The 14854-nt window shown below is 42.5% G+C and carries 11 protein-coding genes and 1 pseudogene; all 12 read right to left on the minus strand.

Going from position 1 to position 14854, the window contains the following annotated elements; translation table 11 throughout:
* Nucleotides 1-41 precede the first annotated feature (41 nt).
* Nucleotides 42-953 carry a hydroxymethylbilane synthase gene (gene hemC, locus VZF35_RS02655; RefSeq protein ID WP_407310726.1) on the minus strand — a complete coding sequence of 304 codons (912 nt, stop codon included), beginning with the start codon at nt 951-953 and terminating at the stop codon, nt 42-44.
* A pseudogene (gene hemA, locus VZF35_RS02660) lies at nt 950-2288 on the minus strand (glutamyl-tRNA reductase). The gene hemC and the pseudogene hemA overlap by 4 nt, the downstream one beginning before the upstream one ends.
* A complete protein-coding gene (locus VZF35_RS02665; protein ID WP_407310728.1) occupies nt 2264-2902 on the minus strand; it encodes a bifunctional precorrin-2 dehydrogenase/sirohydrochlorin ferrochelatase in 639 nt (212 codons plus the stop codon). The pseudogene hemA and the gene VZF35_RS02665 overlap by 25 nt, the downstream one beginning before the upstream one ends.
* Before the next feature lie 122 nt (nt 2903-3024).
* Nucleotides 3025-3876 carry a c-type cytochrome biogenesis protein CcsB gene (gene ccsB / locus VZF35_RS02670; protein WP_407310730.1) on the minus strand — a complete coding sequence of 284 codons (852 nt, stop codon included), beginning with the start codon at nt 3874-3876 and terminating at the stop codon, nt 3025-3027.
* A 17-nt stretch (nt 3877-3893) separates the two neighbouring features.
* Nucleotides 3894-5201, minus strand: coding sequence for a cytochrome c biogenesis protein ResB (locus VZF35_RS02675; RefSeq protein WP_407310732.1), 1308 nt, complete (start codon nt 5199-5201; stop codon nt 3894-3896).
* Nucleotides 5202-5388: 187 nt separating this feature from the next.
* Nucleotides 5389-6876 carry a cytochrome c3 family protein gene (locus VZF35_RS02680; RefSeq protein WP_407310734.1) on the minus strand — a complete coding sequence of 496 codons (1488 nt, stop codon included), beginning with the start codon at nt 6874-6876 and terminating at the stop codon, nt 5389-5391.
* A gap of 39 nt (nt 6877-6915) precedes the next feature.
* Nucleotides 6916-7935 carry a hypothetical protein gene (locus VZF35_RS02685; RefSeq protein WP_407310736.1) on the minus strand — a complete coding sequence of 340 codons (1020 nt, stop codon included), beginning with the start codon at nt 7933-7935 and terminating at the stop codon, nt 6916-6918.
* 272 nt (nt 7936-8207) lie between these two features.
* A complete protein-coding gene (locus VZF35_RS02690; RefSeq protein WP_407310738.1) occupies nt 8208-9959 on the minus strand; it encodes a cytochrome c3 family protein in 1752 nt (583 codons plus the stop codon).
* Nucleotides 9960-10057: 98 nt separating this feature from the next.
* Nucleotides 10058-11038, minus strand: coding sequence for a 6-bladed beta-propeller (locus VZF35_RS02695; RefSeq protein WP_407310740.1), 981 nt, complete (start codon nt 11036-11038; stop codon nt 10058-10060).
* An 18-nt stretch (nt 11039-11056) separates the two neighbouring features.
* Nucleotides 11057-11761 carry a tetratricopeptide repeat protein gene (locus tag VZF35_RS02700; protein ID WP_407310742.1) on the minus strand — a complete coding sequence of 235 codons (705 nt, stop codon included), beginning with the start codon at nt 11759-11761 and terminating at the stop codon, nt 11057-11059.
* Nucleotides 11762-11871: 110 nt separating this feature from the next.
* Nucleotides 11872-12939, minus strand: a complete 1068-nt coding sequence (locus VZF35_RS02705) for a NapC/NirT family cytochrome c (RefSeq protein ID WP_407310744.1) — start codon at nt 12937-12939, stop codon at nt 11872-11874.
* A gap of 461 nt (nt 12940-13400) precedes the next feature.
* The gene (locus tag VZF35_RS02710; RefSeq protein ID WP_407310746.1) at nt 13401-14666 is read right to left on the minus strand and encodes a cytochrome c3 family protein; all 1266 of its coding nucleotides are present in this window, start codon (nt 14664-14666) and stop codon (nt 13401-13403) included.
* Nucleotides 14667-14854: the final 188 nt, after the last annotated feature.

The raw sequence follows: 14854 nt of genomic DNA on the forward strand, positions 1-14854 counted from the left end.
TATAACCTGTGATGTCATGAGGCAGTTTTATATCGCCCTCTTTAACGAATCTCGGCTAAGATTGAATTGGCTCCCAGATTTATCAACTGATTGGCGACGTCATTACCTACGGCTTCCGGGTCAAAACCTCGAGCCTCAGCACGAATCAAGCGGACTCCATCAAGGCTTGCTACCATCCCTTTAAGAACTATCTGTCCATCAAACACTTGACCTAAGGCCCCTATAGGAACCTGGCATCCTCCTTCAAGTTTGCGCATAAGGGAACGCTCTGCACGTACCGCTTTTTCCGTTGCTTCATGCTTAAGCTTCGATAGAAGCGCCTGTATATCCGAACGATCCTCGACGATCTCTATGGCAATGGACCCTTGCCCTACAGCTGAAAGCATGATATCTTCCGGCAGTATCTGAGTTATTCTCTCTTCCCAGCCTAAGCGCTTTACACCGGCAGCAGCCAGAATAATCCCTTCCATATTAGATTCTTCTAACTTTCTCCAGCGTGTTTGAAGATTACCCCGTAAATCCATAAAGCTAAGATCTGGACGATAGTGTTTTAGTTGTGCCTTGCGGCGCAGACTGCTCGTACCAATGACAGCCCCACGGGGCAATTCCTCAAGGGGAATTCCGCTCTTACTTAGAAAAACATCCCTTGGCTCTTCTCGCTCGCAGCATGCGCTGATGATTAACCCGCTTGGCAGCAGGGTTGGCATATCTTTAAGACTGTGAATTGCCATATCCAGTTCGTTATTTAGTAAACCATTTTCCAGCTCTTTCGTGAATAACCCTTTATCCCCGATTTTGGCAAGAGGAACATCGAGAATCTTATCTCCTTTGGTTTTCATTGGGATAAGCTCAAATTGATGCTCAGGATATAAAACTTCTAATTGATGTTTAACCCACTCGGCTTGCCACATTGCTAATTGGCTGTCTCGAGTTCCAATACGAATGTTTGTCATTCTGCCCTCCCATGAAACACATGTCCCGCTTTATGATTCATTGCTGTAACCTGTCGTTTATTTTCTCCTTCGACGTCCAAATCAAAAAGATTTTGTAAAATTTCCGTGTAAAGATGACCTTGACTTGTCGTGGCATATTCTTTAAGGTTCGTGATCGGTATATGCAGAAGATGGTTAACAATAGAATTGGCCATGGAACGTACTATTTTTTCCTGCTTTGGTGTTAATCCGTTCAAGCGTTCCAGAGCTCGATTTAGCTGCATTTCTTTAATCTGTTGCCCCTTTTGCTGAAGGGCAACAATCGTTGGAACGACAAACAAAGAATTATGCCATTTGAGGAAAAGCAGCATTTCTTCATCGATAATCTTTTCCGCTTTTTCGGCAGCGATTTCTCGTTCCTGATGATGGCGGTCGACAACTTGCTGCAAATCATCAATATCATATAACGTTATAAAAGGAATGTTTCCTACTTCAGGGTGGATATCACGCGGTACAGCAATATCGATGATCAGCAAAGGACGTCCCTTTCGCTGATTCATGATCTCCTGCATTCTTTCCGGCAGAAGAACGAAATGAGTTGAAGCCGTTGCTGAAATTACAATATCCACTTCAGTGAGGTGCTTATCCATCTCGTCAAAACGTACGGCCAGACCAGAAAATTCATTGGCTAACGTAACGGCCTTTTCGTAAGAGCGATTCGACACTAAAACGGTCGAAGCTCCGGCGGCAACCAGGTTCTTGGCGGTAAGAGTACTCATTTCCCCGGCTCCCATGATCAGTATTCCTTTGCCTTCAAGTTCTCCAAAGTGTTGTTTGACAAGTTCCACTGCCGTATAACTAATGGAAACAGGATGCTGATCAATGAGTGTTTCCGTTCGAACTCGTTTGCCCACTGCTAAAGCAGTTTGAAAAAACACATTAATCGCTTTATTTGTAACCGTTGCCTCGTTCGCTAGTTCATAAGCACTAGCAACTTGTCCAAGAATTTGAGTCTCTCCTCGAACCATCGAATCTAGGCCTGAGGTAACACGAAACAAGTGACGTATAGCATCATACAAGGTGTGGACATAAAGATACTGATTGAGAATCTTTTCTTCGATTCCATGGTAATTGGCCAGAAACTGTTTAATAGAAGAAATCCCAACTTCGACATCCGTTGTTGCAGCGTAAATCTCAGTTCGATTGCAGGTGCTGAGAATGACTACCCCTTCAAGAGCATGATGATTTTTAAGTCCTCTCAAAACGTCTTTCATTTGAGAGGAGGGATAACTTCATCTTCTCTCGAATCTCAACCGGAGCGCTACGATAATTTAATCCAACAGCGACAGGAAACAATGCTCTATCACTCCTTCCGCTTCGGCTGAACGATCGGCTTTTATAAGACTCCTTACTTCCCCATCCGTTACCTTATCCCAAAAAACACTTCGTTTTTCAGGAGGCAATTTAGTCTTTGCAAGGGTTCGCCACGTTTTAAGCAAGCGAAGATATTCCGCCATTTCATCACCATACGAGTTCTCCAACTCAGCACGGACTTGCCGTGCTACAATTGGACTGCTTCCTCCTGTCGATACAGCAATTTTCAAGTCACCTCGTTCCATCATCGATGGAACGAGGAAACTGCATTTTTCCGGGTCATCCACAACGTTCACGGGGCGATGCTGGGCTATGGCATCAGAAGATACTTTGGCATTGACGTCCTCTTTTTCCGTACATGAAAAAACAAGGACAGCATCTTTTAAATCTTCTGAGGAATATTCCTTCTCCAGCCAAAAACATGATATTCCGTCAACAAGCTCCTTAAGTTCTGTAACGAGACGAGGGGAAACAATATAAACTACAGCTTCATGATGTAAGAGGGTTTGAACCTTGCGTAAGGCCACAATCCCTCCTCCGACGACCAAAACCGGCTGAGCTTTTAAGTCCATAAATATTGGATAATACTGCGGCATGAAAGATATTCTCCTTCTCCTACTTTTATACTCTCTTAATTCGTCTTATTTTATCACTTTCCTTGTAATAAATGAAATATCTCCTTTATTTTCATAGCTTTACCTCATTGAGCGACTATCCATTATTGAGCATAAGAATGCAATCCGGGTAAAAGATAGTTAACCCCAAAAAAGGTAAACAGTACAGCGGCGAAACCAAACACCGCCATCCAAGCAGCCCTTTTGCCTTTCCATCCATACATTAACCTTGCATGCAAAAATGCGGCATAGATAATCCAAGTGATTAGAGACCATGTCTCTTTGGGGTCCCATGACCAATACGTACCCCAAGCATAATCTGCCCATATTGCACCTGTAATAATACAAAGGGTCAAGAGGGGAAACGCAAATCCAACAACCTTATAGGAGAGGTCATCCAGTACTTCCAGAGCCGGAAAATAGGAGACAATCCCCTTCGCCTGCCCTTTAGTTGGCTTATCTTCTTTGCCTGATTTCAAAAGGTACATAATCCCTAACCCAAACGATACGGCAAAGGCACCATAGGCAAACATTGCCGTCAGCACGTGAAAGGTTAGCCATTGGCTCTTGAGGGCAGGAGGGATTGCCTGAGCAATTCGCTCCTCTGGCCCCATCGTCATTATAATGAACATTAAAAGTACAAAGGGAATTGGCATAACAAAGGCACCTAGGGACTTCAGCTTGTAGCGGAATTCGGCATACAAATAAACGGCAATAATCCCTCCGACAAAGGTCATCAAAAATTCATACCCATTAGAAAGCGGCGGATGACCTGAAATGATCATTCTCAAGATGATCGTTGTAAGATCTGCAATCAAAGCGATGATCGTAAGGCCAGTCGCCAAACGCCCAATAAATTCTTTCTTAGCAGCCATCCAAACCCAGTACAACAATACACCTAAGGTACAAGCCAGGACAACAATGTCGAACATGGCTGTTTCAAGGTTTTCTAACATAGATCGCCCTCCAATTATTATTTTGTGACAGAACTAACAAACTGCTCTAATGCTTCGAGGGTAGTACTTGTTGACTTTCCTGAGAATGCCCCCACAGTGAGAGTTCCCTGTTTGTTATTTTCGGATTTTAGAATTCCAGAGAGAACAATGGGCTGCCAGTAAAAAGCCAGCAGCAGTCCACCCACCAGCAAAGCGCATCCCAGCCAAATAACAGCGACGCCTGGATCCTTCTTGACTTGTAAACCAGTAAATCCGGCATAACTATCCAAGGTCAACTTATAAGTTGATTGAACATCGACCGTTTGCCCTAACGTAAGTTGGCCTGATTGGACCGGATCTGCACCGGTTCCCTTATATACTTGGTAAAGAGCCACTGCCTTCTGAGAAGAACTGGAAGGCATAATGGATGTTGCTATAAGATAAAGGTCAGTACCTGGTGCCTGAAAATAATTTTGACCCTGTTCACGTAGAACGACTGGGATTTTCTGACCATTCATAGCGACTGTAAAATGAGCCCCATTGGAAAAACTGGCCTGGTAAAAGGTAACCCCTTTATACTCGAACGGATGATTGACAGACAAGGTTTTTCTTGCTACTTCTTGGCCATTTTCTAAAATGCTCATATCCGTGTACCAATTATCCCGTTCACCATTGGACAAGAATCGGTCCTCTGCGGAATTAATGCGTACACTAAATGTTTCAGAAACTTTCCCTTTAGAAAGCTCGATTTGTTGGATGGGTGTCGTCGTTCCGGCACCTTCCATCATGTATCCTTTAAAACCCAAAATGGACCCTAATAAGGCTCCAAGCACCAGAACCACAAATGAAAGATGCGTGATGAAGGATCCCCAGTATCCCAGACGTCGTTTGGCTGCTATAAAGCTCCATTGATCAGATTGCTCGTCGAGGACAACTCGATATCCTTTTCGTGTTAAAAACTCCTGAGCGGATTTTTGCAGCGTCCCGATATCACCGTTAACCACTCTGCTGTTCTTTTTCGGAACTTTAGCAAGATTTGAAGGCGGAGTCAGCTTAAATGTTTGCCGGTAAATACTTCCGAAGCGCTGAATGCTGCACACAATAAGATTGACACACAAGAGACCGAGCAATAAGCGAAACCAAACAGTACTATATAGATGGGTAAATCCCAACGTTTGCCATAGCTGTCCCACGGCTTGAGCTTTTTGAGGATCTTGCTCTGTCTGTGGAATCAAGGTTCCTATCCCGGCAACAAGAGCAACAATCCCTAATAGGGCTAGTCCCATCTTCATGGAACTAAATGCTCTCCAAAGTCGGTCAACCCAATTCTGTGAATTTTCCTCCATCAACGTAACCCTCCCAGTCTTTGACCTATTAACGTAGTATTAACGTAAATTCAAGGCTATATGCAATATAAAAGTTGGCAAGTCTAACCATATTGTACTCTATTCGAGCTTCAAATTCCATGCTTGGCTTTTTCTGATGTATACAAATTCGACATAAAGTTACATTTATAACCTCACAGAATCTTTCTTAAGCGCCATCGCCGGATGTGTGGCATGACGTAGTACATGAGGAGTACTTCCAATTACCAGTACCTGCATTGCTGTCAATAGCAGTGATCGGATTGTTAGGGCCGATTAACAAACCATTGACGTTATTTCCATGGGTTATATGACATGAGGAACAAGGAACTAGATGCCCTTCTGAAGTGCCTAGAAAGTTGTGCAGGTTTTGTTGCGAATCATTAGAAAAACCAGACGTCGTGGTATCCGGATCACTCGGAACTCCGTATTCTGCCGGGACATGACATTTCCAGCATAAATCATTGCCGGAATTAATGGTTATATTGTCTGAGGTTGAGCCATGCGAATAATGACAAGTCAGACATGTCATCCTTAGAGTATTGTTGTCTCTGTCAGTTGTTGTTCCTTGTAAAGGCAATGAGGTTGTCAACGCTCCTAGAGTTGTATTGACAGGGTGGCTCTTACCCACTGAATAGTTACCATGGCAACTCTGACAAAGTGTTTCTGCGCCAGAAATATACACCGGAGCTTCCCCTGAACTTGGAGTTTTCGTCTCTGCACCTGCAAGCACACTGACATTGTAAGAAGTCGAAGTATCCGGCGCCGTGGGCACTGTAATGGTATTTTTCAACATACGGTAGTTGCCGGTTCCATGGGCACTGTGACAAGATGTGCACCCCAGCGTCATAGGTTGAGTGGCATTCGTCCCTCCAAATCCGGGAGCAGGTTCAGCTGTAGTCTCATCGAATTTATGAGCAGAAATGGTTGGAGACCCTCCCCAAGGTTCATCTGAAACACCATTTGCATTATGGGCAAAGGTTCCTCCTAAAGAACGAGCGATGCCATCTTCAGTCTTAGTATAGCCGTTGACAACATCGTATTTAGAATTAGTTGCTCCCTCATGACAAGTAAGGCATAACTCTGAGGTCGTTGTTACATTATTCAGTGTCAGGAGTTGTTCTGTTTTTCCGTTATGGGTTGAATGACAATTACTGCAAAGATTTGTATTGCTCATATAATTGTCATGGACATTGACGTTTGGCGGAAATACTTTAACTGGCCAACCGTAAGGACCAGGAGTTATCGTTCCAGCAACGGTTTCTTGACTTCTGAGACGATAAATTACGTTCGTGTAATTCGGCACTCCGTTGCCTCCATTATTATCCGTCCAGGAAACAGCAGTAATATTCGCCACGGACACAAACGTCAACCCGCCGTCAGTACTCTTCTCAATGTCATAACTGACAGTTCCACCGTTCGCGGGTGGTACTGCTCCCCAGCTAAGCGAGATTTGGGACGTGTTGTTGGGGAGGGCTGCTATTTGGACTGAGACATCGTTGATGCCTTCAGAATCATCTGCTGCATTTACGGATTTATCCATATAGAAAAGAGGAACGCATGTTACTACAACTAAAATAAAAAGGATAAGACAACGTTTTGAAATGATACTCATAATTATCCATTCCATTCTTCGAAACCCAGCAAGGTTTCTCATAAATTACACTTCCTACAAAATAGTTAAGGCTAATTATCATCATTGCTTGTAACCTAAGACTTGAACCCGGTTATTCTCACGGTCAGTGACATAAATTCGCCCGTCATTATCAAGGCATAGTCCGTTGGGGAAGTTAAATTGTTCATTGCCTTGACCGTTACCGCCAAAAGCCCACAACTCATTTCCATCCTCATCAAAAGCCCGCAGATTATGGGAAAATACATCCACTACAAAAATAATACCCGAATCAGTGACTGCCAAACCTCTTGGCAGAGCTAAAGGCCCACTTTTTCCATGGGACCCGGTTATTTTAGACAGAAACTCGCCTTTCTGATCGAAGATCTGAATCCGAGCATTATTAGTATCTGACACATAGACTTTTCCATTTCTACCCACGAATATTGCGTTTGGATATTGAAGCTTTCCATCTGTTGTTCCTGATCCACCAAAGTATCGTAAAATTTTCCCACTGTTGTCCGTAACTAAGATTTCCTGATTTCCGACATCCGCTACATATATTAGGTTATCGGGTCCAACCTGAACCGCTGTCGGACGAATAATTTCCCCTTGTTTGCCATTAGAGAATTGAAGCCTCTGTTTATTTAGGATTGACTTCTTTTCATTGCCATTTATATCATAGGAAAATAGTTCCATGAGGGTTGGATCGGCTATATAAAGGGAATTATTGCCGTAGGCTAGGGCAAAGGGATAATTTAACGTCCCCTTCCCCCAAGTTGAGATCCATTTACCGCTGCGATTGTACACTTGTATTTGAGAACGTCCGGAATCTGCCACAAAGACTTTATCCGAAGAAACAGCTACAGCTAGAGGCTCATCCAATGATTTCTCTGAATTAACCGGATCGGATGCATTACTTTTTCCATCGATCGTAAAGAGGTACTGAGGCAGTCCAGCCTTCACTCTTTCTGCTGTTAAGGATGTAACCTGAGTCCCTGAATGAATTCTCACCCACCTGTAGGTACTAATTCCGGCGACGAGCAACAAGACTAACATTATTATGGCTACAATACGATTTTTCTTCACAAAAATTTTAGTCAACCTTCTTCCTCTCAGCCTATATAAACACATTGGAAAATGTAAAAGTATTCAAAGTTGTATATTCTATATCATTCACATAATTTAATTACAGTATTACAAAGTGTAATTCATTCGATTAAAGGGCATCTTTTGCAATTCTCAGGAATCTTATGGAAATTTAGAAAAAATGTCTCATGAAGCGTAGAAAGATCCGATCACCCGAAGGCGATCGGTCTTTCTACTAACCTTAGTTTTAAACCCAATCAAGTAAACCTAAATTAAATATTTAATTGTTATTTTGTGGTGTAAGGAAGATTAGCTGCAGGTGGGTCTACCCAACCAGCAGGAAGGTTTGTACCACCAGTGCTATACTCTGTCGAAGCTTTAACACCGGAACTTACGCCTCCTTGAACCCATTCATTGTTGATGAAGTCTCCAGCATGTGAACTGGTGTGACACTTCCAGCAGACCGACATGTTAGTGTAACGTTTGAGGGCTGAAGATGGGTTTACATCTAGCATGTAGGCTGTTGCAGCTGCTACATTGCCCGAATATGCTCCTCCTTCTGCTCCTGCAACCAGTGTTGCAACGGATTGGTCTTGTGAATCCAACATGACAGATACATCTGTACCATGTGCAAAGTGGCACTTTAAGCAGGTATACGTGTCACTAGTTGTGGTGTGACGGAAAGCTTGGGACCATACACCCGTTTCGCTGCCCGATTGAGCCAGGTAATCTGTATGACAAGCGGCACAGAATTGAGCGATTTGCACACCATATCCACTTTTAGCGTAGCTGTTAATATCAACTTGTTTAACTGGTAGACCATTGAAGGTTCCTTCATTAACCGAGGTGAAATCGAATTTGACAACAACGGCACGAGAGATGTCAGCTGTTACAGCAGAACTGAGGCCGGCTAATGCACCATCTTTTGCATATGCATATCCAAGTTTAACAACAATTTGATTAGCTGAATTGTTTGGATCTGCATTGAATACGAGCTTACCATTGCTGCTATTAAAGAAGTTTGTAAAAGTAGCTCTAGAACTGGTTGCTGAATCGTTGATCCAAGGAGTGACATCACGAACCCAAGCAGTACCAGCACTATTTTTCATCATTAAAACAATAACTTTGACTGGTGTCGATTCTTGGGTAACGGGGTTTGTCCCTAAACTGGGGTCATTGGACATCGTTCTGTAAGCTATGTGGTCAACGGGAACGGAAGAAGGCGTTGGCAAGGTATCATAGATTGTTCCCTTAACTAATTTTAAACCACCACTTTTTACAGGAACGTTACCCGGAGAAGGAGTACCATCAGCATTTAAATAAGTCCCAGGAGTACTTTCAAAGTATTCATCTGTGGTGCCAATGCTATTTGGATTGTAATTGAGCAAACGGTCACTGTAGGATCCGTGTGGGGAATGGCAGCTTGCGCAGTTAAATTCTGCATTCCAACCTGTTCCTCCCGGAGCATTTGCGCTTGTATCCGTGTGGTTTCCTCCAGGAGCTGCTTTGGTCTCCATAGCACCTGTCGATAAATGCATTGAGGCGTTTCCAGCAGCAGTTCCACCAAAGGTCCCTGCAGTAGATGGTTGAAAAACGTTTAAAACGCCAAGTGTTCCGTCATGACATGCTATACAGGTATCATAAACACTGTCTTTAAAGGTTAAGTTATTACCCGCCGCGGTATGAACTTGATGACAGCTTGCACACGAATCAGTGTTGTTTTGGTATTCTCCATGCACTCTCTCATTAGGTTTAACTTTGGCGACCGAAGTGGCTGTTGAACCATCATTAGTTCCTACACCCACTCCAGTTTGGTTGGCATTGACCAGACCATTGTCATGTGCAGAGTCAGTCGTAGAAATAGTAGTTGTTAGATCATTTCCGGGCACCTGATCACCATTAGGATAGCTAATAGGGTACGTTCCTCCGGCAACGTTTGTTCCGTCACCACTAGTATTGGCGGCTAAAGCAACGCTGGACAATGACAAGGTTAAACCCATGGTCAGCCCAAGTACCAACACTATAAACCTTTTTCTCATTTTCTTCCCTCCTTCTATAAATAGAACAATGTCTTCTTTGCAGATAATCCCTAACCTATAGGACCACCCCTTTCTAGAATCCCCCAGTCGAATCCATATTACTTATACACCGCTACCCTCTGGTTCGACGAGTCTGTAATATAGACGTTGTCATTTTCGTCTATAAAAAGTCCGTTCGGCAGAGAAAACTGTGTATTGGACTCCCCATTGCCCCCAAATGTGAAAAGTTTCTGATCCTTATTACTAAGGTCAAACCCATATACAAAGTGAGTCAGATTACTTACTACATAGAGAATACCGCGGGAGTCTATCCCGATTCCTCTGGGATTTACAAAGATAGAGTCCCCGCTGCCGTTAGCTGATCCGTTAATCGTGCGTACATATTTATAGTTCTTGTCAAAGACTTGTACTCTTTGATTACCAGTATCTACAACGTAAAGGTTGCCGTCTTTATCAACTGTCAAAGCGTTCGGTGCCTGGAACTGACCTACACCTTGTCCCGGACTTCCAACTTCTTTTAGGAGTTTCCCGCTCAGATCGAAGACAAGCACTTTACTTTTCTTAATGTCTGTAACATAGACTTTGTCTCCAAAAATTCGCAGACTACCAGGTGCTTCGATGACATTTTCATTGGGATCTTTTTCAGCGAAATATTTAATAAACTTCCCTTTGCTGTCAAATACCGAAATACAGCCATTGTAGAGATCTGAAACATAAACTTGGCCTTGGTTGTCCCCAGCTATTCCATAGGGAAACTTGAATTCTCCTTTTCCTACTCCATCTTTTCCGAATTTGAAGATGGGTGTTCCTCCAAGGTCAAAAACTTGAACACGTTTATTATTTGTATCTGTGACATAGATGAATTGATTAATTTTAGCCACATCCATAGGTTTGTTTAGTGCATCAGGTCCAAATCCACCGTAAATCATATAACTAAAGGCTGGTTGGGCCTTGCTATTTACTACCTTTTGAACCTGGGCAGACAAATCAGTATCTTTATATATGAAAAAGTAGCAAAATACCACGGTTACTAAGACGAATGTTGTCAACATACTTAGATATACTTTATTTTTTTTCATGATTTCACTCCATCCTTATTACTTCAAACGTTCTAAGGCTGCAATTGCGGGTTTGTAAAGCGGATCGTACGAAAGAGCTTGTTTATAGATTTGAATCGCATCATCTTTTTTACCTTGGGCTTCAGCCACCATTCCAGTTTCGTAGATTATATCGGTATTTGTCGGATTTAGTGTATTTGCTTGATTTAAGGAATCTGTTGCTTCTTTGTACATTTTTAGGTTTCGATAAACGATCCCTTTCTCGTAAGGAACCTTATAATCCCTGGGCGAAAGTTGACCCGCTTTGTTTAAATCCTCTAAGGCTTCATTAAATCGTTTTTCCTTGATAAATACCAAGCTAAGGTTTAAATAAGCATCAAAATCCTTGGGATCAACCATTAATGCCTGATTAAATTCTTGAATCGCCTGACCATCATTTCCTTTTAAAGCGTAAGTGTACCCAAGATCGACCCGTGCTTCGGTGTTATTCGGTTCGGCTTGTACTTTCTGCTTATAGTAATCTAACTGAGCATTAACACGCTTCATATCAAGGTTACTCCAAAAGAAATATTTTCCTACTCCGTACCAGCCACCTACGCTAATCACGAGAGTTAAAAGGATTAAGATTGCACTGGTTAGAGGCGAAAAGCTATCTTTCTTAGCTTTCTTGGACTTTTTGGATAATGACTCTTGAACCCTAAGTTTTCCGGCCTTTGGATCAATGACCATATTGTTATCAATCATTTAAACTCCTCCTAATTTTAAGAACACTTTTTAACCAAGTCAGAACGTATAAGTTTCGAGCCTTCTAAACCATCCATGGTTACAGTTGCTCACTACGGCTTGCCGCCAGCCTAGCTTCCTTTACCTGTTGAATGGCATTTACCGCAGGTACTTTGACTGTGGCAGGTATAACAGTACTCAGATATTTGTGGTTGTTCAGGTAATTGAACGGGATGACTCTTTTGCCAGGGAACATTATCGTGAATTGAAGGGTGGCAGGAAACACAAGTAACATTCGTTACAGGAGAATTACTCCTTGGAGTATTGTCATGACAGGTGAAACACTTGTCTTTATTTTGTTCTGCCAAAACGCCATGTGTTTCTTGCCAATTTTCAGTGTGGCTTGGAGGTTTTTTTGAATGACAATCCTTACAAAACGTATTTGCTTTCGCATAGTCACTTGCTGAAATTGTCGCTGTTTTTCCGTTATCCTGGGCAAGAAACTTTTGGAACGCACCCTCATTTCCTTTGGAAACTTCTACTGGGGTCTTACTCATATACGAGTGACATGAATCACAGTTCAAGATATCCTTATTGGCCAAATCTCCATGCCCCCCGTTCATAAAGGAAGGGTCATCATGGTTGCTTGGTTTCATCGAGCTTGTATGACAAGCACTGCAATTAAGAGGGGCTTGTCGTACTTTGTGGCAGTTTAAACAGACATCCATATTAGGTCGAATACTTGATAAGTCAGACATAAAGCTTTTCCCAGTCGAGTCATCCCATTTTCCGTAATCCGTCACAAAAGTTGCTCGTTTCTCTGCAATATTTCCGTGAGCAACCCCAGTATGACACTCCACACAATGCACTCCTGCCTGCATGTGTTCTGTATGAGGGATAATAAGATCACCCGAAGGTGTTACCTTTCGTGTATTCATATCATGACATTGAGTGCAAGCTGAATCAGGTATTGGGGTCGTTGACGTTATGGCGATTCCGTAGTTCCCGGTCAGCGAAGCTATCAGTTCTTCTATAGTCACGAGTTTATACTTTACTTTTGTCAGGACTCCCGGCTCAACATGACAATCCACGCATGCCAACTTACTGTGAGAAGAAGCCTCTAGGGTATAAAATTCCGGTTTCATGACATGACACGAAGAGCAGTAAGAAGTTTCCGATGTTTTTTGAAAGGTTCCCAAAAGAGGGCCGCCACGCCCACAAGAATCAGAAGGAGGACCAACAAGAATTTTTTATTGACCCTTAACCGTTTTAAAGACAAAAAGCAGCCCTCCTCTCTTATAAATTTTCAGTGCACATTCCTTAACACACGTTCTTGTCGAAACCTTCACATAAGAAAATGATTTAGCCATCTCAACGTTTAAGCATCTCGCTCTCTTTCATCAATCGGACGCATCAAGTAGCAAAAATCATAGATTAAACAATTAAACTATTAAAGTATTAGGGCATTAAAGTGCTTAAACTGGAGTCAATTAAAGTTGCAGCTATTCACTTTAAATTACTGCAACCTCATTTAGAATCAAATCTTTGCTGGTTATCATTCATTGTAGAGCCTTTACCAGTGACGATAGTGTCCAAGGGGGCACCATCGTCACTGGACAGCCTTCTTATCGTTTCATTTTGTTTCAGATCCACTGAAACATTACTTAACGGCTTTAGTATCAATCTTATTGTTTTTAAACCAATGACATTCATTACAGTAAACGGGATTTGGGCTTGGAAGAGCTTGTCCGGGAAGCTGGTCTGAAGACGGTTTCGGCTGCGGTGTCGGCTTATTAATATCATGACACGTTAGACAGCCATCTGAAGTTCCTTTGGCTTGTATAACAAAGGGATGGGTCGGGAGCCATTGTTCTTGGCTTTGTAAGTGACTTGCAGGCCTATTGGCGTGGCAGCTTGCACAGAACGTATTACTGCGGGCATAATCTGCAACGTTGGTAGCTTTAGTAACTGCGGCACGCTCTTTTTCTCTAGAATGGCAAGACGCGCAATATGTCACATCCTGACGAGCAGTGATACCATGGGTCGTCTTCCAATCATCACTTTGATGTGAGGGAGGAGTCTTGATCGCTGAGTGACAAGCACTACAATCTGTAGTCGGCGGATGCAATCCGCTTGTATTTGGAGTTGTTGCTGCCTTAGTAGGTTCAGACAGCTTACCGGTCGCATTCGCAGCAATTTCTTTTATTTGATTCTGTTCCTCAACCCTCTGCTTTTCTGTTTGCCCCTGACCATTGTTATCTAACCAGGGCTTTTTGCCCTCATTCACTTGTTCATGACAGTTTAAGCAAACTTCCATTGCCAATTTTGTATCATCAAAAGTACTTACCTTTTCTGCTTTAGCTTCCGTCCAAGTCGATTGATCCTTTTTCTGAGTTAAGCCCCGTTCAGCAACATAGCCGTGAACTACTCCGGCATGACAGGCAACACAAGAAATTCCTTGAGCAAGATGTTTATCGTGAGGAATTTTGATGTCCCCTGAGGGGGTTACTTGACGCATAGTGCTATGACATTGTTCACAAACCTCATTTTTTATAGCTTCATTCATAACGATTGTATTAGGAACATTTCCAGTTAAGTGAAGATATAGTTGTTGAAGCGAACTCATTTTATGGGTAACTAAGCTAACCGCACCCGGTTCAATATGACAAGTGACACAGGCAATCTTTGAGTGAGAACTTGTTTCCCATGTCGTATATTCTGGTGACATTTCGTGACAACTACTACAAAATTGCGGAGTTGAGGTAACTTTCAGAGCCACTCCGGTTAGCAAGCAAATCCCAACTACTCCCCCCAGTAATAGAAGCAACAGTTTTTTTCGATCCATGCTGAACAACTTCGTCTTTCCACCGGAAAAAAAACGCCTGATAAAGCGAATTATCCAGCTCCCTATTTTTTTAAAAATCATTTTGGCTTGTCCCCCATCCTCACAACTTTAGTCTCTTTCTATGGGTAATTTGTTTATGGGCCTACAACCTTAAAGGCACGAAGTAGATAATTAGTTCGTGAAATTTATGACATATTTCGACATTATTGTATCTGTTAACATAAAAATAATTTTTATATGACATTTTTATCGTTATTTAGACACAATTC

This window comes from Desulfosporosinus paludis (assembly GCF_045689965.1).
GTDB lineage: Bacteria > Bacillota > Desulfitobacteriia > Desulfitobacteriales > Desulfitobacteriaceae > Desulfosporosinus > Desulfosporosinus paludis.